21 protein-coding genes and 1 tRNA gene are annotated in these 24,433 nt (G+C 68.0%); 19 read left to right on the top strand and 3 right to left on the bottom strand.

Annotation, left to right across the window (positions count from 1 at the left end):
• Nucleotides 1-21: 21 nt before the first annotated feature.
• Nucleotides 22-4,068: an ATP-dependent RNA helicase HrpA gene (gene hrpA, locus EV380_RS06285; RefSeq protein ID WP_130450096.1), complete on the bottom strand. Its 4,047-nt coding sequence runs from the start codon at nt 4,066-4,068 to the stop codon at nt 22-24.
• A 402-nt stretch (nt 4,069-4,470) separates the two neighbouring features.
• Here hrpA and EV380_RS06280 point away from each other — a divergent pair, with 402 nt between their 5' ends.
• The 3 genes from EV380_RS06280 to EV380_RS06270 all read left to right on the top strand — a co-directional run bounded on the left by EV380_RS06280 (nt 4,471) and on the right by EV380_RS06270 (nt 7,289).
• Nucleotides 4,471-5,481 (top strand): ABC transporter substrate-binding protein, encoded by a 1,011-nt coding sequence (locus EV380_RS06280; RefSeq protein ID WP_130450094.1) that lies wholly within the window; start codon nt 4,471-4,473, stop codon nt 5,479-5,481.
• 94 nt (nt 5,482-5,575) lie between these two features.
• The gene (locus EV380_RS06275) at nt 5,576-6,505 is read left to right on the top strand and encodes an ABC transporter permease (protein ID WP_130450092.1); all 930 of its coding nucleotides are present in this window, start codon (nt 5,576-5,578) and stop codon (nt 6,503-6,505) included.
• On the top strand, nt 6,498-7,289 hold the full coding sequence (locus EV380_RS06270) for an ABC transporter ATP-binding protein (protein WP_130450090.1): 792 nt from the start codon (nt 6,498-6,500) through the stop codon (nt 7,287-7,289). The genes EV380_RS06275 and EV380_RS06270 overlap by 8 nt, the downstream gene beginning before the upstream one ends.
• Before the next feature lie 84 nt (nt 7,290-7,373).
• Here EV380_RS06270 and EV380_RS06265 read toward each other — a convergent pair whose 3' ends face one another.
• Complete coding sequence (locus EV380_RS06265) at nt 7,374-7,691, bottom strand: 4a-hydroxytetrahydrobiopterin dehydratase (protein ID WP_130450088.1); 318 nt, start codon at nt 7,689-7,691, stop codon at nt 7,374-7,376.
• A gap of 96 nt (nt 7,692-7,787) precedes the next feature.
• Nucleotides 7,788-7,860 (bottom strand) — tRNA-Arg (locus tag EV380_RS06260).
• 155 nt (nt 7,861-8,015) lie between these two features.
• Here EV380_RS06260 and argS point away from each other — a divergent pair.
• From argS to EV380_RS06180, 16 genes are all read left to right on the top strand, one after another.
• Nucleotides 8,016-9,656, top strand: a complete 1,641-nt coding sequence (gene argS, locus EV380_RS06255) for an arginine--tRNA ligase (protein ID WP_130450086.1) — start codon at nt 8,016-8,018, stop codon at nt 9,654-9,656.
• A gap of 3 nt (nt 9,657-9,659) precedes the next feature.
• A complete protein-coding gene (lysA, locus tag EV380_RS06250) occupies nt 9,660-11,078 on the top strand; it encodes a diaminopimelate decarboxylase (protein ID WP_130450084.1) in 1,419 nt (472 codons plus the stop codon).
• 11 nt (nt 11,079-11,089) lie between these two features.
• Nucleotides 11,090-12,388 (top strand): homoserine dehydrogenase, encoded by a 1,299-nt coding sequence (locus EV380_RS06245; RefSeq protein WP_130450082.1) that lies wholly within the window; start codon nt 11,090-11,092, stop codon nt 12,386-12,388.
• Complete coding sequence (thrC, locus tag EV380_RS06240; RefSeq protein ID WP_130450080.1) at nt 12,389-13,492, top strand: threonine synthase; 1,104 nt, start codon at nt 12,389-12,391, stop codon at nt 13,490-13,492.
• Between the two features lie 5 nt (nt 13,493-13,497).
• Nucleotides 13,498-14,520: a homoserine kinase gene (gene thrB, locus EV380_RS06235; protein ID WP_242607524.1), complete on the top strand. Its 1,023-nt coding sequence runs from the start codon at nt 13,498-13,500 to the stop codon at nt 14,518-14,520.
• A gap of 257 nt (nt 14,521-14,777) precedes the next feature.
• Complete coding sequence (gene rho, locus EV380_RS06230) at nt 14,778-16,874, top strand: transcription termination factor Rho (RefSeq protein WP_130450078.1); 2,097 nt, start codon at nt 14,778-14,780, stop codon at nt 16,872-16,874.
• A 170-nt stretch (nt 16,875-17,044) separates the two neighbouring features.
• Nucleotides 17,045-18,130 (top strand): peptide chain release factor 1, encoded by a 1,086-nt coding sequence (gene prfA, locus EV380_RS06225; RefSeq protein WP_102159837.1) that lies wholly within the window; start codon nt 17,045-17,047, stop codon nt 18,128-18,130.
• A gap of 4 nt (nt 18,131-18,134) precedes the next feature.
• Entirely contained in the window at nt 18,135-18,998 is an 864-nt protein-coding gene (gene prmC / locus EV380_RS06220; RefSeq protein ID WP_130450076.1) for a peptide chain release factor N(5)-glutamine methyltransferase, read from the top strand.
• Nucleotides 18,999-19,043: 45 nt separating this feature from the next.
• Nucleotides 19,044-19,775, top strand: a complete 732-nt coding sequence (locus EV380_RS06215) for an L-threonylcarbamoyladenylate synthase (RefSeq protein WP_130450074.1) — start codon at nt 19,044-19,046, stop codon at nt 19,773-19,775.
• 6 nt (nt 19,776-19,781) lie between these two features.
• Nucleotides 19,782-20,903, top strand: coding sequence for an MraY family glycosyltransferase (locus EV380_RS06210; RefSeq protein WP_130450072.1), 1,122 nt, complete (start codon nt 19,782-19,784; stop codon nt 20,901-20,903).
• A 91-nt stretch (nt 20,904-20,994) separates the two neighbouring features.
• Complete coding sequence (locus EV380_RS06205; RefSeq protein WP_130450071.1) at nt 20,995-21,486, top strand: hypothetical protein; 492 nt, start codon at nt 20,995-20,997, stop codon at nt 21,484-21,486.
• The gene (locus EV380_RS06200; protein WP_130450069.1) at nt 21,473-21,703 is read left to right on the top strand and encodes an AtpZ/AtpI family protein; all 231 of its coding nucleotides are present in this window, start codon (nt 21,473-21,475) and stop codon (nt 21,701-21,703) included. Before EV380_RS06205 ends, EV380_RS06200 begins: the two co-directional genes overlap by 14 nt.
• 99 nt (nt 21,704-21,802) lie before the next feature.
• Nucleotides 21,803-22,612, top strand: coding sequence for a F0F1 ATP synthase subunit A (gene atpB, locus EV380_RS06195; RefSeq protein WP_102159849.1), 810 nt, complete (start codon nt 21,803-21,805; stop codon nt 22,610-22,612).
• Between the two features lie 87 nt (nt 22,613-22,699).
• Entirely contained in the window at nt 22,700-22,912 is a 213-nt protein-coding gene (gene atpE, locus EV380_RS06190; protein WP_102159851.1) for an ATP synthase F0 subunit C, read from the top strand.
• A gap of 58 nt (nt 22,913-22,970) precedes the next feature.
• Complete coding sequence (locus EV380_RS06185) at nt 22,971-23,519, top strand: F0F1 ATP synthase subunit B (protein ID WP_102159853.1); 549 nt, start codon at nt 22,971-22,973, stop codon at nt 23,517-23,519.
• Nucleotides 23,519-24,331, top strand: a complete 813-nt coding sequence (locus EV380_RS06180) for a F0F1 ATP synthase subunit delta (RefSeq protein ID WP_130450067.1) — start codon at nt 23,519-23,521, stop codon at nt 24,329-24,331. Before EV380_RS06185 ends, EV380_RS06180 begins: the two co-directional genes overlap by 1 nt.
• Nucleotides 24,332-24,433: the final 102 nt, after the last annotated feature.

Raw genomic sequence — 24,433 nt, 5'->3', positions numbered from 1 at the left:
CCGGCGTCGTGCCCGGTGGGCCTACTTGGCCCGCGCTTCGCGCAGGCCCGTGCGGATCCGCTTCTCCGACACGGAATGCGCGGTGCCCAGCTCCTGCGCGAAGAGGCTCACGCGCAGTTCCTCGATCATCCACTTGATCGCCGCGAGCTTCGGCGGCGTGCGCGCGCCGGAGGGCAGGGCGTCTAGCGCGGCGTCGTAGTCGTCCTCGATCGCCTGAACCGCGAGCATGTTCTGGTTGTCGCGGGTCACGGCGCCGGCCTCGAGCTTGTCGAGCCGGACCTCGATCGCCTGCACGTAGCGCGGCAGATGGGCCAGCTGGGCGTAGCCGGTGCCCGCGACGAACCCTGGATAGACGAGCTGCTCGAGCTGCGCCCGGATGTCGGAGAGCGGATGCATGAGCGCGAGCGAAGACGCCTTCTTGATCCGCTGATTCACCCGCCGCGCGGAGGAGAGGACCTTCTCCACGATCGCGGTCACTGAGAAGACGGTGTCGATCAGCTCGGCGCGCACGTGCTGGTAGAGCTTCTCGAATTCGTCACGCGTGAACGGGAGCTGCTCCGGTACCAGCTTGTCCACCGCGGCCTGCGCGCAGTCCGCGATCAGCGTCTCCACCGACCCGTGCGGGTTCTGCGTGAAGACGAGCTTCTCCTTGTTGTTGAGGTGGTCCGTCACGTACCGGGTCGGCGACGGGACCTTGAGCATAAGCAGCCGGATGACGCCCGTGCGGTGGGCGGCGAGCTGCTCGGACTCGTTGCGGTAGACGGTCAGCGTCGCGTCCGCCCCGGTGTCGACGAGGGCCGGGTAGCCCGTGATGGTCTGCCCGGCGACCTGGCTGCTCACCTTGCGCTCGATCGTTCCCGACGCACCGAGGGACTCCGTCCAGTCGGTGACGTGCGTGGCTTCCCATCGACTCGAGGACGACGACGGCGGCGCCGTCTTCTTCCCGCGGGCGCGCTGCGGGTCAGGGCGCACCCCCTTCTTGCCGGCCGGCTTCCCCGGGCCGGGCGCGGGCGCGCCGGCGAGCGAAGCAAGGGCGTCGCCGTCGGCGCCGAGCGACTCGGCCAGGGCCTTGCGGTTCGCGCCGGCCAGCGTGTCCTGCAGGTGTTCGAGGTCCCGGCTTTCGCCGAGGATCTTGGCACGCGCGTCGACGACTTCGAACGTCGGCCGGAGGTAGGCCGGGACCGCGCTCCAGTCCCACGAGCCGGGCGGGATGACGAAGCCGCGGATCCGGCGCAGCGCCAGCTCGAGCGAGGCCTCCAGATCGTCGGACTCCGGGTCGAAGTCTGCCGCGAGCGCGGCGACCGCCTGCGCGGCGACGTCGGGGGCCGGGACGAAGTTCTTCCGGATCTGTTTCGGCAGCGACTTGATCAGTGCGGTGACGAGTTCGACGCGCAGCCCGGGGATCTGCCAGCGGAAGCGCGCCGGATCCAGCTGGTTCAGGAACAGGATCGGAACCCGGATGGTGATGCCGTCCTGCTCCCGGCCGCGCGGATCCGCGCCCGCGCTGCCGCGGGACGTCGTTGCCTGGGAAGGATTGAACTCGTAGGTCAGGTCCAGCTCGAGGCCGCCGTGGCGCCACGTGCGCGGGTAGGCCGACTCGTCGACCTCCTCCGCATCGACGGCGAGGACCGCCTCCGGGTCGAAGTCGAGCAGCGTCGGATTCTCGTGCCGGGCCTGCTTCCACCAGCGGTCGAAGTGCCGTTCGGTCGTCACGTCCGCGCCGACGCGCTGGTCGTAGAAGTCGAAGAGGTCCTCGTCGGAGATCCGCAGGTCTCGGCGGCGCATGCGCGACTCGAGCTCTTCGACCTCGGCGAGCAGCTTCCGGTTGCGGTGGAAGAACTGGTGCCGGGTGCGCCAGTCGCCCTCGACGAGCGCGTGGCGGATGAACAGCTCCCGCGCCAGCGGCTTGTCGACGCGCCCGAACTGGATGCGGCGCTGAGCGATGATCGGCACCCCGAAGAGGGTGACCTTCTCGTAGCCCATGACCGAACCCTGCTTGCTGGACCAGTGCGGCTCCGAGTAGCTGCGCTTGACGAGGTCTGCGGCGACGTCCTCAACCCACTCGGGCTTGAAGACGGCGGCCGTCCGGGCCCAGAGCCGGGACGTCTCGACGAGCTCCGCCGCCATGACCCAGTCGTGGTTCTTCTTGAACAGGGCGGACCCGGGGAAGACGGCGAAACGCGTGCCGCGGGCGCCCGCGTACTCCCGCTTGCGGTCGTCCCAGAGACCGATGTGGCTGAGCAGCCCGGCGAGCAGCGACTGGTGGATCGGTTCCTCGTTGCCGGCCGGGTCGACCGGGCCGGGCGTGAGCGTGATTTCCAGGGGTCTGGCGAGCTGGCGCAGTTGCGCGAAGAGGTCCTGCCACTCCCGCACTCGCATGTAGTTGATGAACTCCTTCTTGCAGAGCCTGCGGAAGGCCGAGGAGGAGAGCTCCTTCTGCTGTTCCTGCAGGTACTTCCAGAGCAGCAGGAAGGAGGAGAAGTCGGACCTCTCGTCCTTGAAACGGGAGTGCATCTCGGCGGCCCTGGCGCGGTTTCCCGTCTCCTCGCTGGGGCGCTCGCGCGGGTCCTGGATCGTCAGGGCCGCGGCGAGGATCATGACCTCCTTGGCGACGCCGCGCCGGCCGGCCTCGATGATCATCCGGCCGAGCCGGACGTCCAGCGGAAGCTGGGCGAGCTGGCGGCCGACCTTCGTGACCCGGACCTCCTTGCCGGCTGTGACTGCGCCGAGCTCGCGCAGGAGCGTGACGCCGTCGTTCACGGCCTTGGCGTCCGGCGCCTCGGCGAACGGGAACTTCGCGACGTCGGCGGGGGAGGAGACGACGCCCATCGACGCCATCTGCAGGATTACGGCGGCGAGGTTGGTGCGCAGGATCTCCGGGTCAGTGAATTCCGGGCGGGAGGCGAAGTCCTCCTCCGAGTAGAGGCGGATCGCGATGCCGTCCGAGACGCGGCCGCAGCGGCCCGAACGCTGGTTGGCGCTCGCCTGCGAAATGCGCTCGATCGGCAGCCGCTGCACCTTGGTGCGGTGCGAGTAGCGGGAGATGCGGGCGGTGCCGGCGTCGATCACGTACTTGATCCCGGGCACGGTCAGCGAGGTCTCGGCGACGTTGGTGGCCAGGACGATGCGGCGGCGCGTCCCGCGCGAGAACACCCGGTGCTGCTCCGCCATGGAGAGCCGTCCGAAGAGCGGCAGCACCTCGGTGCCGGCGAGCCGGCGGGATGCGCCGACTTTCGCACGCAGCGCATCGGCGGCGTCCCGGATCTCGCGCTCACCCGAGAGGAAGACCAGGATGTCGCCGGGCGCCTCGGCGGCCAGCTCGTCGACGGCGTCGCCGATCGCGTCGATGGGGTCGCGGTCGTCTTCGCGTTCGTGGGATTCGAGTTCGTCGGCGTCGAGCGCGTCCGCGGCGTTCAGCGGCCGGTAGCGGATCTCCACCGGGTACGTGCGCCCCGAGACCTCGATGATCGGCGCCGGTTCGACGACGCCGCCCGCTTCGCGTCCGAAGTGCTGGGCGAACCGCTCGGGGTCGATCGTCGCCGAGGTGATGACGAGTTTGAGATCCGGGCGCTGGGGGAGCAGCTGCTTGAGGTAGCCGAGCAGGAAGTCGATGTTCAGGCTGCGCTCGTGTGCCTCGTCGATGATGATCGCGTCGTAGCGCTTGAGCAGCCTGTCGTGCTGGATCTCCGCCAGCAGGATGCCGTCGGTCATGACCTTGATGCGGGTCGAGCGCGAGGCCTCCGACGTGAAGCGGACCTGGTAGCCGATCTCCTCGCCGAGCTTCACCCCGGTCTCCTCGGCCAGACGCTCGGCGACGGAGCGGGCGGCGATGCGCCGCGGCTGGGTGTGCCCGATGAGCCCGCGCTTCTTCGCCGGCAGCCCTGCCGCGTGGCGTGCGTCGCGCTCGCCTTCGAGAATTTCGTGCACCATCTTCGGGAGCTGCGTGGTCTTGCCGGATCCGGTCTCGCCGGCGATCACCACCACCTGGTTCTCGCGGATCGCCGTCGTGATGTCGTCCCGGCGGGTGCTGACGGGCAGGAACTCGGGATAAGTCAAGGTGAGAGCCATGGTTCGGCCAGTCTATCGGCGTGCGGGTCCGGTTCTCACGTTGGACCGGCACGACGACGGCGCCCGTCCTCGGGCTCGCGGGAGTGCGCCCCTGCGTCGAAAGGGCGGGGCGCGTCAAATTTTCGTATCGTCCAGCGCGGATTGCCGATCTGCCGCCCCGGGATGGACGGAAATCGAGAGCAGGTCAATGTTTGGATTCAATCTGGTCACAATCGTGAGTAGGTGCGCCATATCCGTCCATTCTCTCTGGGGCTGGGGATAAAAAGTGATGTTGTTCACAGGTAAGATGCGTAGGTACCCATGAGGGAGACCACAACCGCCTAGGGCGTGATTCCCACGAGGTCGACGACGACCTCGACACCGGTTGAGGGGCCCGCTAGGCCCCGACTCGAAAGGATCGCCATGAAACTCGCACCAACCATGAAGCTCACCGCCGCTCTGGCGGCGTCCGCTCTCGCCCTGACCGCCTGCGGCGGCGCGGACGGCGCGGACGACGAGATCAAGATCGGCATCAGCCAGTTCGTCTCCCACGATTCTCTCGATGCGGTCGCGGAGGGGTTCAAGGCCGGCATGGAGGAAGCCGGCTATGACGACGTCGTCTACGACGAGCAGAACCCGCAGGCCGACATGGCGACCAACACGGCGATCGCCGGACAGTTCGCCGCGGACGCGGACCTCGACCTGGTGCTGGCCATCGCCACGCCGTCGGCGCAGGCGGTCGCCCAGGCCGTGACCGACACGCCCGTCCTCTTCTCCGCGATCACCGACCCGGTCGAGGCGAAGCTCGTCGAGTCCTTGGAGGCCCCCGGAGGCAACGTCACGGGCACGAGCGACAAGAACCCCGTCAAGGAGCAGCTTGAGCTGCTCAAGCAGCTCTCCCCGGACGCCGAGTCCGTCGGCATCGTCTACTCGTCCGGCGAGATCAACTCCCAGGTCCAGGTCGAATGGGCCAAGGAGGCCGGCGAGGAACTCGGGCTGACCATCGAGGAGACCGCGATCTCGGCCTCCTCGGAGGTCCAGCAGGCCGCCGCCGGTCTGGACGTCGACGCGTTCTACGTGCCCACCGACAACCAGGTGGTTTCGGCACTGGCCGGCCTGCTTCAGGTGGCAGAAGACAAATCGGCACCGGTCATTTCGGCTGACGGTGCATCCGTCGAAAAGGGTGCGGTCGCAACCTACGGCATCAACTACGAGAAGCTCGGCGAGCAGACCGCGGCCATGGCCGCCCGTATCCTCAGCGGCGACGCGGAGCCGGCCACGATGCCGGTCGAGACCCTGACCGAGGTCGAGCTCTACATCAACACCGAGTCGGCCGACAAGCTCGGGATCGAGATCCCTCAGGACCTGCTCGACGCCGCCGCAGAGGTCTACGAGAAGATCGAGGAGCCTGAGGAAGCGGAAGGCGACGAGTAAGTCGACGCGCGGCGCGTAGCGCCGTCGTCGTCCGCACAGCACGTTCACCAGCTGCGCCACACCGCAGCACGAAAGACAACACAAGGATCCACCCATGATCACAGCTGTTGAGCTGGGCCTGATCTACGCGATCATGGCCCTCGGGGTCTACCTGACCTTCCGCATCCTCGACTTCCCCGACCTGACCGTCGACGGCTCGTTCACCACGGGCGCCGCGACGGCCTCCATCCTGATCGTCAACGGGACCAACCCGCTGGTCGCAACCGTGTGCGCCTTCTTCGCCGGCGCCGCAGCGGGCGTGATCACCGGCCTGCTGCACACCAAGGGCAACATCGACGGCCTGCTGGCCGGCATCCTGACGATGATCGCCCTCTATTCCATCAACCTGCGCATCATGGGCAAGGCGAACGTCCCGCTGCTCGGCGAGGACACCCTTCTCTCACCGTTACGCGCGAACGGGTGGCTCGGATCGTGGATCTCGGTCGGGCTGCTGTTGCTCGGCTGCCTCATCGCCGTGGCGATCATCGTCTGGTTCCTGCACACGGACGTCGGCATGGCGATGCGGGCGACGGGTGACAACCCGGAGATGATCCGCTCCTTCGGGGTGAGCACCGACAACCAGAAGATCCTGGGCCTCGCGCTCTCCAACGGTCTGGTCGCGTTCTCCGGGGCGCTGATCGCGCAGTTCCAGGGCTACGCCGACATCGGCATGGGCATCGGCATCATCCTGATTGGGCTCGCCTCGGTCATCGTCGGCCAGGCCATCTTCTCTCAGCGGTTCATCTGGCTGGCGGCCCTCGCCGTCGTCTTCGGCGCTGTGCTCTACCGACTCGTGATCCAGTTCGCGCTCGGTGCCGGCCTGGAGGTCAACGACATGAAGCTGATCTCCGCCGTGCTGGTGGTGCTGGCGCTGATCCTGCCGCAGGTGCGGGCGTTCCGGAAGCTGGGGGCGCGGATCCAGATCACGTCCCGGGGGACGACCAAAGCCGTCGAGCCGGATGCAGAGGAGAAGCAGAATGCTTGAGATCACCAGCCTGAACAAGACGTTCTTCCCGGGCACCGTGAACGAGCGCAAGGCCCTGCGCGACATCAACCTCACGCTCGACTCGGGTGAGTTCGTCACCGTGATCGGTTCCAACGGCGCGGGCAAGTCCACCGTGCTGAACATGGTCGCAGGCAAGCTGCACCCGGACACGGGCAAGGTGCGCATCGACGGCGCGGACGTCACCAGGCTCGCAGACTACAGGCGGGCCAAGTACCTCGGCCGCGTCTTCCAGGACCCGATGGCCGGGACCGCGCCCTCGATGTCGATCGAAGAGAACCTGGCCCTCGCCCTGGGACGCGGCCAGGTCCGCGCGCTCGGGCTCGGCGTCACGGGGAAGAAGCGCGAGCGGTTCGTCGAGGAGCTCGCGAGCCTGGAGCTCGGGCTCGAGGATCGGCTCAAGACCAAGGTCGGGCTGCTCTCCGGCGGTCAGCGGCAGGCGCTCAGCCTGCTCATGGCGACGCTCACGGGGCCGAAGATCCTGTTGCTCGACGAGCACACGGCCGCCCTCGATCCGCAGCGGGCGGCGCTCGTGACCCGGCTGACCCGGGAGATCGTCGAGCGCCATCGGCTCACGACGCTCATGGTCACTCACAACATGGAGCAGGCGCTGGCCCTCGGCACGCGCCTGATCATGATGCACGACGGCCAGATCATCCTGGATCTGTCGCAGGCGGAGAAGGAGAAGATGACCGTCAAGGGTCTGCTCGGCGAGTTCGAGAAGATCAAGGGCGCACAGCTCGACGACCGCACGATGCTGCAGTAGCGGCAACGGCGGGAGGACGAGAACGCGAGGGGCGGAACCGGTGGCGGTTCCACCCCTCGCGTCGTCCCGCCGTGTGCAGGTCAGCTAGTCGTGATCCGCGGCGGTGACTCCCAGCGCTGCGGCGTGTTCGCTGACGATGCGCGCCAGATCGATGTCGCGGCTCGTGATTCCGCCGACGTCGTGGCTGGACAAGGTGACGGAGACCTCGGGGTAGGTGAGGGTGATATCGGGGTGGTGGTTCGCCTGCTCGGCGGAGCCGCCGATGCGATTGACGAGCTCAAGGCCGGTCACGAAGCTTTTGGTCTGGAATCGTGCCGCGATGGTCTCGCCATCCTGGCGCCACCCGGTGAGTGCGGCCTCGAAGATCTCGGACGGGGACAGCGTGCGTTTCGGATCAGTCATGCTGCCATGATGGACCCGGAGGCGCCGCGCGGGCTACCCCTCTCGGCCGGTAAGAGACAGGAAAACCCCCGGGCCGATGGCCCGGGGGTTTCATTGTGCCCTCGAAAGGATTCGAACCTTCGACCTTCCGTTCCGGAGACGGACGCTCTATCCCCTGAGCTACGAGGGCCTGTCCACCGAAACGGCAACCCGCTGATGGACCTTGAAGAGCTTAGCAGCATTCGCGCCCGAGCGTGGAACCGACGGTCCGGCGCGTTGCTGCCATCGCGGCACAACCCGGGCGCCGATGCGCCGGGCGGGGTCTCGGGCCGTTATCCTTGATGGGTGACTCCAGAACAGCTTTCCGACGCCATTTCCCATGCCCTTGCCGAGGCCGTTTCCGCCGGTGAATTCACGGTGGACCTGCCGGAGACGGTCAGGGTCGACCGACCCAAGAGCCGGGACCACGGCGACTGGGCCACGAATGTCGCCCTGCAGCTGGCGAAGAAGGCCGGGATGAACCCTCGGGAGTTCGCACAGGCGCTGCAGAGCCGCCTCCTCGAGGTCGACGGGATCGCCGGCGTCGAGATCGCCGGCCCCGGCTTCCTGAACATCACCCTGGACGCGGCCTCGGCCGGGCAGCTCGCGCAGAAGATCGTCGAGTCCGGCGCCGAGTACGGGACCAACGATTCACTAGCTGGCCACGTCGTGAACCTCGAGTTCGTCTCCGCCAACCCGACGGGGCCGCTGCACATCGGCCACACCCGCTGGGCCGCGCTCGGCGATTCGATCGGACGCATTCTGCGTGCCGCCGGCGCCGACATCACCCGTGAGTACTACATCAACGACGCCGGCAATCAGATGAACGTCTTCGCGCAGTCGGTCTACAACCGCCTGCACGGGCTGCCCGTGCCCGAGGGCGGGTACCCGGGCGAGTACGTGCGCGAACTGGCCGACGCTGTCGCCGCGGAGCGCGCCGACGTCCGCGAGCTCGACGAGGAGACGGCGCTGCCCGTCATCCGCGACCTCGCCTACAAGGCCCAGCTCGCCGACATCAAGGAGACGCTGAGCGATTTCGGCGTCGAGTTTGACGTCTACTTCTCCGAGGCCGAGCTGCACGACTCAGGCGCAGTCGGGGCGGCGGTCGAGCGCCTGCGCGAGCAGGGCCACGTCGACGACGAGGGCGGCGCCGTCTGGCTGCGCACCACGGACTTCGGCGACGACAAGGACCGCGTGATGATCCGCGCGAACGGCGAGCCGACGTACTTCGCCGCCGACGCCGCATACTACCTGTCGAAGAAGGACCGCGGTTTCGCAGAGAAGATCTACCTGCTCGGCGCCGACCACCACGGCTACGTGAACCGCCTCAAGGCGATCGCGGCGTGCGCGGGCGACGACCCGAAGAAGAACATCGAGATCCTCATCGGACAGCTCATCTCGGTCAACGGCGCCAAGCTGTCCAAGCGCGCCGGCAACATCATCGAGCTGCGCGATCTCATCGACTGGCTCGGCGCCGACGCGCTGCGCTACTCTCTCGCGCGCTTCCCGGCCGATTCGCCGATCGCGATCGACCCCGAGCTGCTGCAGCAGAAGACGAACGACAACCCGGTCTTCTACGTGCAGTACGCCCACGCCCGCTCGTGCGCGGCGGCCCGCAACGCCGCCGAGAAGGGCGTGGACCGCTCCGGGTTCGACGCGTCGCTGCTCACGCACGAGACCGAGAACGACCTGCTCGCCCTGCTCGCGCAGTACCCGAACCAGATCGCAGGGGCGGCGGAGTTCCGCGAACCGCACCGCATCGCCCGCTACCTTGAGACGCTGGCCGGCGCCTACCACCGCTGGTACGGCGCGTGCCGCGTCGCCCCGCTGGCCGGCGAGGACGTGACCGACACCAACCGCACGCGCCTGTGGCTCAACGACGCCACCACGCAGGTGCTCGCCAACGGCCTCGAGCTGCTTGGCGTGAGCGCACCGGAGAGGATGTAACGCATGCCCGCTTCCCACCTGGCGCCTGAGTGGCTGAGCTTCCCCGCCGACGCGGACGCGCTGCGCGAGCCGCTGTGGCCCGCTGGCGTCGTCCGGAACGACGACGGCGAGGTCACGGTCCACGGCATCACCGCGTCGGCGCTGGCGGCCGAGTACGGCACGCCGCTGTACGTCGTCGACGAGGATGACTTCCGGTCCCGCGCCGCCGCGTTCCGCGACGCCTTCAACGCAGCCTTCGCCGACCTGGCCGGCGGCGTCGACGTCTACTACGCCGGCAAGGCGTTCCTCACGGTCGACGTCGCCCGCTGGGTCACCGAGGAGGGGCTGCGGCTCGACACGTGCTCCGGGGGCGAGCTGGCCGTCGCGCGTCGTGCGGGGGTGCCGGCGGCGAACCTGAGTCTGCATGGCAACAACAAGTCGGTTGCCGAGATTGGGACGGCGCTGACCATGGGGCTCGGCCGGATCGTCGTTGACAGTCTCGATGAGCTCGAGCGTGTCGGCAGCGTCGCCGAGGACCTCGGGGTCGACGCCAACGTCATGCTGCGCCTGACCCCGGGCGTGCACGCTTCCACTCACGAGTTCATCGCCACCGCCCACGAGGACCAGAAGTTCGGTCTCTCTATGGTCGCGGACGGCGACGGCGCCTCCCCGGCCGAGCGGGCCGTCGCCTTCGCGTTGGGCCATCCGCGGGTGAACCTGCTCGGCGTGCACGCGCACATCGGCTCGCAGATCTTCGAGGCCTCCGGCTTCGCGGTCGCTGCGCGGAAGCTGCTCGCGTTCGCGGCCGCCGTCGAGGCCGAGCACGGCGTCGCGATGCCCGAGATGGACCTCGGTGGCGGCTACGGCATCGCCTACACCGAGACCGACACCCCGCGCCCGCCGGCCGAACTCGCCGACGCGATGGCCGCCGTCGTACGCGAGACCGTGGCGGAGCTCGGCATCGCGTGCCCGCGGATCTCGATCGAGCCGGGCCGGGCGATTTCTGGCCCGGCCGGGTTCACGCTGTACGAGGCCGGCGTCCAGAAGACGGTCGCCGTCGAGTCGGGGGAGTCGACCCTGCCGCGGCGCTACGTCTCCGTCGACGGCGGCATGAGCGACAACGCCCGCCCGGTGCTCTACGAAGCCGACTACACGGCCGTCCGCGCGAATCGTGTGACGGACTCTGACGCAATTATTTCCCGCGTGGTTGGCAAGCACTGCGAGTCCGGTGACATAGTCGTCCGAGACGTTTACCTTCCGGAGGATGTCGCCGCGGGCGATCTGCTCGCCGTTCCCGCTACGGGCGCCTACTGCTGGGCGCTGTCGAGCAACTACAACTATCTGGCCCGTCCGGCCGTGGTCGCCGTGCGTGGGGGAGCGTCGCGGCTCATGGTCCGGCGGGAGACCGAAGACGACTTACTGGCCCGCGACATGGGAGCTTAGGGACTTAACTGATGACTTTGAAGGTTGCGCTGCTCGGCTGTGGAAACGTTGGATCGCAGGTAGCGCGCATCCTGCTCGACGAGTCGGAGGAGCTCGCGGCGCGCATCGGCGTTCCGCTCGAGCTCACCGGTATCGCCGTGCGGAATGTCGATGCGCCGCGCGAGGGGAACCTGCCGCGCGAACTGTTCACCACCGACGCCGAGGCACTCATCGACGGTGCCGACGTCGTCGTGGAGCTGATGGGCGGACTGGAGCCCGCCGGGACGTTGATCCAGCGCGCCCTCCGCCGGGGCGCATCGGTCGTCACCGGCAACAAGGCGCTGCTCGCCGCGCGCCTGCCCGAGCTGACCGGGGCCGCGCGCGACGGCGGCGCCGAGCTGCTCTACGAGGCCGCCGTCGCGGGCGCGATCCCGATCCTGCGCCCGATCCGCGAGTCGCTCGCCGGCGACCACATCACCAAGGTCCTCGGCATCGTCAACGGCACCACGAATTTCATCCTGGACGCGATGGACACCCACGGCTCCCAGTTCGACGACGTCCTCGCCGAGGCCCAGCGCCTCGGCTACGCGGAGGCGGACCCGACCGCCGACGTCGCCGGGCACGACGCCGCCGCGAAGGCCGCGCTGCTCGCCTCCCTTGCGTTCCACACGACGTTCGATCTCGAGAACGTGCACTGCGAGGGCATCACCGAGATCTCGGCCGACGACGTCGCCGGCGCTGCCGAGTCCGGCATGGTCATCAAGCTGCTCGCGATCGCAGAGCGCACGACTGACGCCGAGGGCAACGAGGGCGTGAACGTCCGCGTGCACCCGACCTTGCTCTCCCGCGAGCACCCGCTGGCCGCCGTCCGCGGCGCGTTCAACGCGGTCTTCGTCGAGGCGGAGAACGCCGGCGAGCTCATGTTCTACGGTCAGGGCGCCGGCGGCGCGCCGACCGCGTCGGCCGTCATGGGCGACGTCGTCTCCCTCGCCCGTGGCCTCTCCGCCGGGGCCGGCGGCGGCGGAGAGGCGCAGCCGCGCCCGACGCGCGCACTGGGCATCGAGGAGTCGACGACGCGCTACAGCATCAGCCTCGAGGTCACTGATGAGACGGGTGTGCTGGCGGAGATCGCCGGCATCTTTGCCCGCCACGGGGTCTCCATCGAGACGATGCGGCAGACCGTCACGGCCGACGAGAACGGCGGCCACGCCCGCTTGCGGTTCATCACCCACTCCGGCCGCGAGGCCGCCCTGGCCTCGACTGTGGCCGAGATCGAACAGTTGCCCGTCGTCGAGACGGTCTCTTCCGTTGTGCGAGTCGAAGGAAAGTAAATGGCACATCAGTGGCGCGGCGTCATCCGCGAATACGCAGACCGCCTCCCGGTCACCGAATCCACCCGCGTGATCACGCTCGGCGAGGGCGGCACGCCGCTCGTCCACGCCCCGGCGCTCTCCGCGCACACGGGCAACGAGGTCTACCTCAAGGTCGAGGGCATGAACCCGACCGGCTCCTTCAAGGACCGCGGCATGACCATGGCCATCACCGCGGCCGTCGAGGCCGGGGCCAAGGCCGTCGTGTGCGCCTCGACGGGCAACACGTCCGCGTCGGCCGCAGCCTATGCCGCACAGGCGGGCCTCACGTGCGCCGTGCTGGTGCCGGACGGCAAGATCTCGATCGGCAAGCTGAGCCAGGCCGTCGCGCATGGCGCGGAGATCCTGCAGGTCGACGGCAACTTCGACAACTGCCTGGACGTCGCACGCAAGCTCAGCGAGGCCTACCCGGTGTTCCTCGTGAACTCGGTCAACCCTGCGCGCATCGAGGGGCAGAAGACGGGCGCCTTCGAGGTCGTGGACTTCCTCGGCGACGCTCCGGACTACCACATGCTGCCGGTCGGCAACGCGGGCAACATCACCGCGTACTGGAAGGGCTACAAGGAGTACGCGGCGCCCTTCACGACGAACACGGGTGAGGAGCTGGCCGCGGTCTCCACCAAGACTCCGACGATGTGGGGCTTCCAGGCCGACGGCGCGGCCCCCATCGTCAAGGGCCACCCGATCACCGAGCCCGAAACGATCGCCACGGCGATCCGCATCGGCAACCCCGCCTCGTGGGAGCAGGCGGAGACCGCGCGCGACGAGTCCGGCGGGCTCATCGACTCGGTCACGGACGAGGAGATCCTCGCCGCGCACCGCTGGCTGTCCTCGAAGGAGGGTGTCTTCGTGGAACCCGGTTCGGCGGCCGGCGTCGCCGGGCTGCTCAAGCACCACGCTGCGGGCGACGCCCCCGAGGGCAAGACGATCGTCATCACGGTCACCGGCCACGGCCTCAAGGACCCGCAGTGGGCCACGCAGGGGCTCGACGGCGGCTCCGTGGTCGAGCCGACCAAGGTCGCCTTCGACGTCGTCGCGGTCGCGGACGCACTCGGCCTGAACTGACGCGAATGGAAGACACCTCGACGCGTATGAGCGCCCAGACCGACGTCCCCACAGCCCGCATCACGGCAGGCCGGCAGGCCACGGTGACGGTCCCGGCCACGAGCGCCAACCTCGGCCCCGGCTTCGACTGCATGGGCCTGGCACTGGGGCTGCAGGACACCCTGATTGTGCGGACTGTGCCGGGGACCGGGGTGCGCGTGAGCGTCACGGGGGAGGGCGCCGCGGTCCTCCCGACCGACGCGTCGCACCTGGTCGCGCGCACGATCCTCGACCGCTGGGCGGAACTGGGCGTCGAGCCCGCCGGCCTCGAGATCGAGGCGACCAACCGCATCCCGCACGGTCGCGGGCTCGGCTCCTCGGCGGCCGCGATCGTCTCCGCCCTCGCCGCCGCCGACGCGCTGCTGCCAGCCGAGGCGGCGGGGCGCGCCGGCGGGCGCGACGGGCTGTTCGAGGCGGCTGCGCTGCTCGAAGGGCACCCCGACAACGTGGCCCCCGCCGTCTACGGGGGGCTCACGCTCTCCTACGAGACGGCCGCCGCCACCCTCATCGATGCCGGCGAACCGCACCGCCCCTCCACGATGCACACGGTGTCGCTGGCGCTGCACGACGACGTCGTCCCCGTCGTCGCGATTCCCGACGTGGAGCTGTCGACCAAGGCCGCCCGCGGTCTGCTGCCGGAGTCGGTGCCGCACGCGGACGCTGCGGCGAACGCGGCGCGCGCCGGGCTGCTGGTCACGGCGCTGACGCGTGAACCCTCGCTGCTGCACATCGGCACGGAGGATTTCCTGCACCAGAACTACCGTTTCGCCGCGATGGCCGAGTCGGCCACTCTGATCCGCGGCCTGCGCGCCCAGGGCTACGCCGCGGTCGTCTCCGGTGCCGGTCCCTCGGTGCTCGTGCTCGCGCGCGGTGTCGACGAAGCGAAGGACATCGCGGCCGCCATCGAGGGCGGCGCCGAAGAGTTCGGGCCGTGGCGCGTTGAGATTCCGGGCCTTGACGCATCTGGTGCTATGGTGGAAGTGCACTAGTTGCCGGATGATGCCGGCCCTGCCCCGATTTTGGATCGTTCTTTGATCCCCGTGGCCTGGTGCGACTCTCACCGTGCCTCCCGCACTTCACGATCTTTCCTGTGCAGCTGTGGCGGCCGGAACTCAGTGAGTCATCAGCGCCGCTACCGGCGCGTTCTCGACAAAAGTTGGCCGACGTATCTGACGCGTCGTCGACGAGAAAACATTTCGCGGGCCCATCTACTTTCGGCCCGCCCGACGAGGGAGAAGGAACCTTCGTGACAGAAACCACGAGCCTCGAAGCAGGCGTGGATACCAAGACATCTGCCCCACAGAACGCCGGCTTGGCCGGTCTGAAACTCGCGCAACTCCAGGCGCTGGCCTCCCAGCTGGGAATCACGGGCGGCTCCAGGATGCGCAAGTCGGATCTGGTGGAGGCGATCTCCAAGCACCAGCGCGGCGGTTCCGTCGCGGATCGCGGCAACGAGAAGGCGGCGCCGAAGAAGGACGCCGCAACCGAGCAGCCGACCGCCGCAGCGGACGATGCTCCCGCCGAAGCACCGAAGAAGAAGCGCCCCTCGCGCTCCAGCGCCGCCAAGCAGGAGGCCGTCGAGGCGCCCGCTGAGGCGAAGCAGGACGCACCCGCCGAGGAAGCGGCCGAGGCTCCGGCCCGCACCCGCGGCCGTCGCGGCTCCCGCAAGGCCACCGACGCGAGCGTCGAGGCCAAGAACGACGGCGCACCCGCTGAGAAGCCGGCCGCCGACAAGCCGGCCGAAGAGGCGCCCGCGGACAACGAGTCCGAGGGCCGCGGCCGCAACCGTTCGCGCCGCGGCGGACGCCGCAACGAGGGCGCCGAGAACGAGGGCGAGCAGGCCGAGCAGAAGCAGGCTGAGCCGAAGCAGGACGAGCAGTCCGAGCAGAACGACGGCGACCGGCAGGAGCGCTCGGGCCGCAACCGCCGCGGCCGCAACCGCCGCAACAACCAGAACGAGGACGCTCAGAACGCCGGCGACAACGAGCCGGCTGAGAAGCGCGAGGTCGCGAACCGCGACGACAGCGATGGCGCCGGGCGCAATCGCCGCGACCGCGATCGCAACCGCCGCGACCGCGACCGCGAGCGGGGGGACCGCGACCGCGATCGTGGCCGCAACCGCAACGAGCGCCGCCGCGGGCGCGGGCGCAACCAGCCCGAGGTCGACGAGACCGAGCTGACCGAGGACGACGTGCTGCTGCCCGTGGCCGGCATCCTGGACGTGCTCGAGAACTACGCGTTCCTGCGCACCTCCGGCTACCTGCCCGGCCCCAACGACGTCTACCTGTCGCTCAACCAGGTCAAGAAGCACAACCTGCGCAAGGGCGACGCCGTCGTCGGTGCGATCCGCGCACCCCGCGAGGGCGAGAACACCGGCGGCAGCGTCCGCCAGAAGTTCAACGCTCTGGTCAAGCTCACGAGCGTGAACGGCAAGACGCTCGAGGAGAACGCGAGCCGCGTCGAGTTCAACAAGCTCGTGCCGCTCTACCCGCAGGAGCGCTTGCGCCTCGAGACCGACCCGAAGAAGGTCGGACCCCGCGTCATCGACCTCGTCGCACCCATCGGCAAGGGCCAGCGCGGCCTGATCGTTTCCCCGCCCAAGGCGGGCAAGACGCTCATCCTGCAGTCCATCGCCCAGGCGATCACGACGAACAACCCGGAAGTGCACCTGATGATGGTGCTCGTGGACGAGCGTCCCGAGGAAGTCACCGACATGCAGCGCACGGTCAAGGGTGAGGTCATCGCCTCGACCTTCGACCGCCCGGCCGACGACCACACCACGGTCGCTGAACTGGCCATCGAGCGGGCCAAGCGCCTCGTGGAAATGGGTATGGACGTCGTCGTGTTGCTCGACTCCATGACCCGCCTAGGCCGCGCCTACAACCTGGCCGCTCCGGCGTCGGGACGCATCCTCTCCGGTGGTGTGGACTCGGCTGCTCTGTACCCGCCGAAGCGCTTCTTCGGTGCCGCTCGCAACATCGAGAACGGTGGCTCGCTGACGATCTTGGCCACCGCGCTCGTCGAGACCGGTTCCAAGATGGACGAGGTCATCTTCGAGGAGTTCAAGGGCACCGGCAACATGGAGCTCCGCCTGTCCCGCAAGCTTGCGGACAAGCGTATCTTCCCGGCCGTTGACGTCAACGAGTCCGGCACACGCCGCGAGGAGAACCTGCTCTCCAAGGACGAGGTCCGGATCATGTGGCGCCTGCGTCGCGTCCTCTCCGGCCTCGACACGCAGCAGGCTCTCGAGGTCCTCACCTCGAAGATCCGCGATACGCAGTCCAACGCTGAGTTCCTGATGACGGTCTCCAAGACCACGCTGGGATCCAAGTCCGACGACTAGCTGCGTCAAACGCCCGGGGTCGGTCCCGTCCACAGCGATGCTGTGGGCGGGACCGACCCCGGGCGTTCTGCGATTAATCGGACCCGCCCGGGTCCGCACAGACTGAATACACTGAGACACACGTGGGCGCGTCCGGCGCCCCGCCTCGGGCAAGCGGAAAGAAGTGAACGATGTTTGAGTCCGTCCAGGGCCTGCTAGACGAATACCAGGAGCTGCAGCGCGAGCTCTCCGACCCGGCCGTGTACGCGGACCAGGCGCGGGCGCGCAAATTGGGGCGCCGCAGCGCGCAGCTGGGCGGCATCGTCGACGCGCACAAACGATGGAAGCAGATCACCGAGGACCTCGAGGCGGCTCGGACCATGGCGGACGAGGATCCCGAGTTCGCCGAGGAGGCCCAGGAGCTCGAGGCCGCCCTGCCCGCGGCCGAGGAGAAGCTCCGCCGACTGCTCATCCCGCGCGACGAGAACGACGCGCGCGACATCATCCTCGAGGTCAAGGGCGGCGAGGGCGGCGACGAGGCCGCGCTCTTCGCCGGCGACCTGCTGCGCATGTACACGCGCTACGCGGAGTCCAAGGGCTGGAAGACCGAGCTCATCTCCTACACCGAGTCCGACCTGGGCGGCTACAAGGACGCCCAGATGGCGATCAAGGGCAAGTCGAACGATCCGGCGGAGGGCGTCTACGCGCACCTGAAGTTCGAAGGCGGTGTGCACCGCGTCCAGCGGGTTCCCGTCACGGAGTCCCAGGGCCGCATCCACACCTCGGCCGCCGGCGTGCTCGTGCTGCCGGAGGTCGACGAGCCCGAAGAGATCGACATCCACCAGAACGACCTCAAGATCGACGTCTACCGTTCCTCGGGTCCGGGCGGCCAGTCGGTGAACACGACCGACTCGGCCGTGCGCATCACGCACCTGCCGACCGGCATCGTGGTCGCGATGCAGAACGAGAAGTCCCAGATCCAGAACCGCGAGGCCGCGATGCGCGTGCTTCGCTCGCGCCTGCTGGCGCACCAGCAGCAGCAGATCGACGCCGAGAATTCGGCCGTGCGCGCCTCGCAGATCCGCACGATGGACCGGTCCGAGCGGATCCGGACCTACAACTACCCCGAGAACCGTATCGCCGATCACCGGACGGGCTACAAGGCGTACAACCTCGACCACGTGCTGAACGGCGACCTCGATCCGGTCATCACCTCCTGCATCGAGATGGACGAGGCCGAGCGCCTCGCCGCCCTCGGCGAGAACAACGAGAAGTAGAAGAGTGGGTACGACGGCGGAACTCGCCTCCGCGCTGCGCGCCGCCTCCGCTGTGCTCGCCGAGGCAGGCGTGCCCAGCCCGCGTGTCGACGCTGAGCTGCTCGCGGCCCACCTGCTCGGCGTCAGCCGCGGCCGCGTCGGAGCGCTGGCTCTCGCCGGTGCCCCCGCGCCGGCCGGGCTCGACGAACTTGTTGCCGAGCGCGCCCGCCGTATTCCGCTGCAGCACCTCACCGGGGTAGCGCACTTCCGCCACCTCGACCTGGCCGTCGGCCCGGGGGTCTTCGTCCCGCGCCCCGAGACCGAGACGCTCGCGCAGCTCGGTATCGACGCGGCGCGAGCCGCAGTTGCCGCGACCGGCGGCGCCACCGTCGTCGACCTCGGTACGGGATCGGGCGCGGTCGCCGCCGCGATCGCCTCGGAAGTACCAGCCGCCGTCGTGCACGCCGTCGAACTGAGTGAGCACGCCGCTGCCTGGGCCGAGCGAAACCTGACCCCGCTCGGCGTCGAGCTGCGCGTCGGGGACCTGCGAACGGCCTTCGAGGATCTCGACGGGCGAGTCGACGTCGTCGTCTCCAACCCGCCCTACATTCCTGCTGACGCCGTTCCCAACGAGCCCGAAGTGCGCGACCACGATCCCGAACTCGCGCTGTACGGCGGGGGAGCCGACGGGATGGAGCTGCCGCGCGCGGTCGAAGCGACCGCGCGGCGGCTGCTGTCCGCCGGCGGCTACGTCGCGCTGGAGCATGCCGAGGTGCAGGAGCGGGCGATGCAAGCCCTCTTCGAACGCACCGGTGCCTGGGCGGACGTGGCCGGGCACCGCGACCTGACCGACCGCGCGCGCTGCACGTCCGCGCGTCGGGCCGGATAGACTCCGTCGGCGACTTGCGCCGATAACTGCGAACCCCATGGAAGAATGACACCCGTGACATCACGTTTTGATTGCCAGGATGCCGCGGACCGCGAAGCTGGTCTCGAGGCCGCGAAGATCGCCCTCTCCGAGAAGCAATGCATCGTCCTGCCGACGGACACCGTGTACGGGATCGGCGCCGACGCGTTCTCCCCGCAGGCCGTGGCGACGCTGCTCGCCGCGAAGGGCCGCGGGCGCAGCATGCCACCGCCCGTCTTGATCCCGCGCCCCGAAACGCTCGACGGGTTGGCCTCGTCCGTGCCCGACAGCGCCCGCGCGCTGGCCGAACGCTTCTGGCCCGGCGCCCTGACCCTGATCCTGCAGGCGCAGCCCTCGCTGTCGTGGGACCTGGGCGAAACGAAGGGCACCGTCGCGTTGCGCATGCCGGACGATGAGATCGCCCTCGCGCTGCTGCGCGAGGCCGGCCCGCTGGCCGTGTCCTCAGCCAACCGCACCGGGCAGGTCGCCGCAACCAACGCCGACGACGCCGAGAACCAGCTCGGCGAAGTCGTGGCCGTGTATCTGGCGGACGGAGAACGCCCCCGGGACGGCGAGGCGCTCCCCTCGACGATTGTCGACTTCACCGCGGCGACGCCCGCCGTCGTCAGACAGGGCGCCATCGCTCTGGAGACCCTGCGTCAGGTGGTGCCCGAGCTGCTCGCCGAAGGCGAGGAGGCTACGGTGGCCGAGGCGGCGGAGCCGACGGAGACCGCGGCCGACGAGTCCGAGCAGTCCTAGCCCTCGATGCGCCTGTACCTACTCCTCATCGCCCTCACCTTCGCGACGTCGTTCCTGCTGACGCCGCTGGTGCGTCGCGTCGGGCTGCGGGTTGGGCCGGCCGAGCTGCGCGATCGGGACGTTCACACGGCGCCGATCCCGAAGCTCGGGGGCGTGGCGATGATCGTCGCTGTCCTGCTGGGAGTGGCCGTGGCCTCAAGAGTGGACTTTCTCTCCGGCTCGTTCCGCGACCCCGGGCCTGCACTGGCTGTGGTCGCAGGAGCGCTCCTGGCCCTTGTGATCGGTGTGGCAGACGACCTCTGGGACCTGCGCTGGTATTTCAAGCTAGCCGGGCAGACCCTCATAGGGTTCGTGATCGCTGCCGGCGGCGTGCGGCTGGAGGCGATGCCGGTCGGATGGATCGGCATCCCATCGGAGTCGGTGCAGATCGCCCTGACGGTGTTCCTGATCGTGCTCACGATGAACGCGATCAACTTCGTCGACGGCCTCGACGGGCTGGCCGCTGGAGTCGGAGCCATCGGGGCGATGGCCTTCTTCGTCTACTGCTATTGGCTCGCCCGCACCATCAGCCAGTACGACAACTCGAACTTCTCGGCGATGCTCATGGCAATCCTGCTGGGAGCGTGCCTCGGCTTCCTGCCGCACAATTTCAATCCCGCCAAGATCTTCATGGGCGAATCCGGCGTCATGATCATCGGTCTGCTGATGTCCGTCGCCGCGATCATGGTGACGGGCGATGTCGGAGCGCAGGAGGGCTACCGTTTCCGCAACATCCCGGCCTACATGCCGATTCTCCTTCCGGTCGCGGTGATCATGCTGCCGTTGCTGGATCTAGCGCTCGCGGTCATCCGGCGCACCGCCAACGGGCGCTCCCCGTTCTCCGCGGACCGCGGCCACCTGCACCACATCCTGGTCGACGGCGGCTACACGCAGCGTCAGGCGGTGCTCGTCCTCTATCTCTGGTCCGCAATCGTGGCCTTCGGATCCGTGGCGTTCATCTTCAAAGAGTTCGACTGGCGGATCATCGTCGGCATCAACCTGCTTGCAGCGCTCGGCGCCGCGCTCCTGACGATGTGGCCGTGGCTCCGCCGCAGCCTCGCCGCGTGGAAGAAGAGGCGCGGCGCGTAGCGGACAGCGCTCTACGTAATGTAGAATTTACGGCGGTGTCCAATGCGGACCCATTCACTCATTCCGCCAGCACAGCATCGACGGGACCTTCATGAGCGCGAACGGCACAGGAGAGGCACGGCCTCGACGTGTTGCGGGGGAGACCCCGCAGCCCTGGCTTCGCATTCTGCGCTCCTGCAGCCTGGTCTCCCTCGCACTTGTGGTCGCAGGCGGCGTCGCAGCGGGCCTGATATCGGGCCTGCCGGCTGTCGCCAGTGTCGCCTCCGCGATTCTGCTCGTCCTAGTGTTCTTCGGTATCACGCTACTCATCGGGCACTACGTCGGCCTGCGCAACCCGCGGGCCGCACTGGGCGCCTTCATGCTCGGCTACATTGTCAAAGTCGTCGGGTTCGGCGCCGTGGTGTTCCTCGTGGGCACGCCGGCGTGGGTCGACGGGGCGTGGTTCGTCGGCGCAGCCGTTGCGGCGGTCATCGCCTGGCAGGCGACCGAATTGATCGTCTTCTCGAGACTTCGTTTCCAGTTGTACGACGACGAACCCGTCTCCGACGCCGCCCGAGAGCGGGGTGCCCGTGGAGCAGCATAAGAAGGTCTATCGCGAGCCGACTAACGGTTCGTGGACCCGCGAGTTCATCAACTACATTGTCGGCGGGATGCTCGCCTTCGGTTTGATAGGCTGGGGTTTGGATTTCCTCTTGCCAACCCGCTGGATCTGGCTTGCCGGGGTCGCCATCGGCGCTATTGCGGGTGGCCTGCTGGCGAACGCACACCGAACTGCTTACCGGCGGCGCCAGAGTGAATGAATACCGGGCAATAGGCCCACACAACTTAGAGACTTATGGGACGCCGCCCCGCGCGGACGACCACATGCCCAAAGACGGACACTGCAGAGAGGAAACGCGTTGATCCCGCTTGCGCTTCCGGCGGCCACCAATGAATCCGAGGGATTCATTGCCCCGACGATTGATGACTTGCACCTTCCGGAGATTCTTCCGTGGGGAGCACACTATGGCGAGGGCTTCGGCAAGCAGATGCTGCTGGTGCTGCTCTCGGTTGCACTGATCTCCTGGTTCCTGGTCGCGGCCTCGCGCCGTCGCCAGATGGTCCCAGGGAAATTCCAGTTCCTCGGGGAGTACAGCTACAACTTCGTCCGCAATAGCGTCGGCAAGGACCTGATCGGCGAGAAGGACTTCAAGCCCTTCGTCCCGGTTCTGGTTTCGCTCTTCTTCTTCATCCTGGTGAACAACCTGTTCGGCTCGATTCCGTTCCTGCAGTTGCCGACCACGTCGCATGTGGGAACGGCCTACGCGCTGGCCGGATTCGTGTACATCATGTGGATCGCTCTCGGCATCCGGACCCACGGCATCGGCTACTTCAAGGTAGCGGTCGTTCCCTCGGGCGTTCCGAAGGCCTTCATCGTTCCGGTCGTCATCATCGAGATCGTGTCGACATTCCTGGTCCGCCCGCTGACGCACTCGTTGCGACTTTTCGCGACGATGCTCGCGGGCCACATGATCATCGCCCTCGCAGCGTCGGGTTCGGCCTTCCTGCTGACCCAGACCTCGGGAGCCATGCCGGTGCTCGGCGTGCTGACCATGGCCGGCGGTGTCGGGATGTACCTGTTCGAGATCTTCATCCAGGTACTGCAGGCTTACGTCTTCGTCCTGCTGACCGCGGTGTACATCCAGGGCTCGATCTCCGAGGCCCACTAAATAGCTGTCCCTCTTCGCGGGGGTCGACATTAACGCAATCAACCTGCCGGATCGGAAGTTCCGAGACGGCATCGTGAAAGGAAAACAATGGAAATCTCCGGCAACCTCAATGCGATCGGTTACGGCCTCTCTGCCATCGGCGGCGGTATCGGCGTTGGACTTGTCTTCGCTGCATTCATCAACGGCGTTGCCCGTCAGCCGGAAGCCCAGCGCGTCCTGCAGCCGCTGGCATTCATGGGCCTGGCCTTCACCGAGGCGCTCGCCATCCTCGGTCTCGTGTTCGCCTTCGTCTGGAACTAATCTCGGGCTGAACATGCCCAGAGTCAATCCATACGCTCTTCAGAAAGACGGGTGAAAGATGAACGAGGCAGTTATTCTCGCTGCTGAGGGTGCGAACCCGCTGGTGCCAAACTGGTGGGAAATCCTTGTCACGGTCCTGGGCTTCGCAGTGCTGCTCTTCATTGTGACCAAGTTCGTTGTTCCTGCGTTTGAAAAGACGTACGAAGAGCGTTCGCAGGCCATCGAGGGCGGCATCGCCAAGGCGGAAGCCGCACAGGCCGAAGCCAATGCAGCTCTCGAGGAATACAAGAAGCAACTGGTTGACGCTCGTACCGAGGCCAACCGGATCCGCGAGGAAGCACGCGCCGAGGGCGCGCAGATCCTGGCGGAACTGAAGGAGAAGGCGGCCTCGGAATCGGCCCGCATCTCCGAGCAGGCCCACGTGCAGATCGAGGCCGAGCGGTCCGCCGCCGTCGCTTCCCTGCGCAACGAGGTCGGCACGCTGGCCACCGAACTGGCCGGCAAGATCGTGGGCGAGTCCCTCGCCGATGACGATCGCTCGGCACGCGTGGTCGACCGCTTCCTGGCCGACCTCGACTCCCAGCAGAGTGCAGGTGCATCGAACTAATGGCAGGCGTATCGAGCGAGTCATTGGCAGCGGCCCTCGAGCAGTTGGAGCCTCGGCTCACGACCGCTGAGCTCCCGCTGGCCGAGGAACTCTTTGTCATCCTGGGCCTGCTGGACGGCAACGCCGGCCTGCGCCGCGCCCTGACTGATCCTGCACGCGACGGTAAGGACAAGGCCGCGCTGCTGTCGCGGCTGGTCACGGGCAAGGTATCCGCAGCTGCGGAGGCCACCGCGGCCGACCTGGCCGCTGCACGCTGGCGCTCGGCACGCGACATCGGGGACGCGCTGGAAGTTCTGGCCGGAACGACCGCAGTTGCTGTGGCGGAACGCCAGGGCGGCACGGCCGGTCTGGACGCGCTCGAAGAACAGCTCTTCGAGTTCTGCCAGATCGTCGGATCGAGCCACGAGTTGCAGCGCGCGCTGGACGAGCCGCAGGCGTCCGCGGAGTCGAAGACTTCGCTGGCGTTCAGGCTCGTTCCCAATGCAGGCGAGGCCGCCAAGCTCCTGATCCGCCAGGCCGTCACGGCCCCGCGTGGTCTGAAGCCGGCCGAGCTGGTCAATAGCTTCATTGAACTGGTCGCCAAGCGACAGCAGCGGTGGATTGCGCACGTCAGCGTCACCCGTCCGTTGACGGCGGAGCAGTCCAATCGATTGCAGACCGGTCTCAACAACCTCTACGGCCGTGAGCTGACGCTGAACGTCAGCATCGAGCCGGACCTCATCGGCGGCATCCGCGTGGTTGTCGGAGACGAGATCCTCGACGGTTCCACGGTCTCGCGCCTCAGCGAGCTGCGCCGCAGGCTGGCCAGCTGAGAAGCTTGACGCTTCGCAGCTGCCACAACACAGACTGAATCAAACACAGTCATCGTTGAAGATCCACACGATGACAGACACACAGGAGAGCAGGGACTGCAG

Origin of the sequence: Zhihengliuella halotolerans (assembly GCF_004217565.1) — a bacterium.
In the GTDB taxonomy this organism is placed as follows: domain Bacteria; phylum Actinomycetota; class Actinomycetes; order Actinomycetales; family Micrococcaceae; genus Zhihengliuella; species Zhihengliuella halotolerans.
The sequence above is the reverse complement of the archived record's forward strand: the minus strand, read 5'-3'. Positions and strand labels throughout refer to the sequence as shown.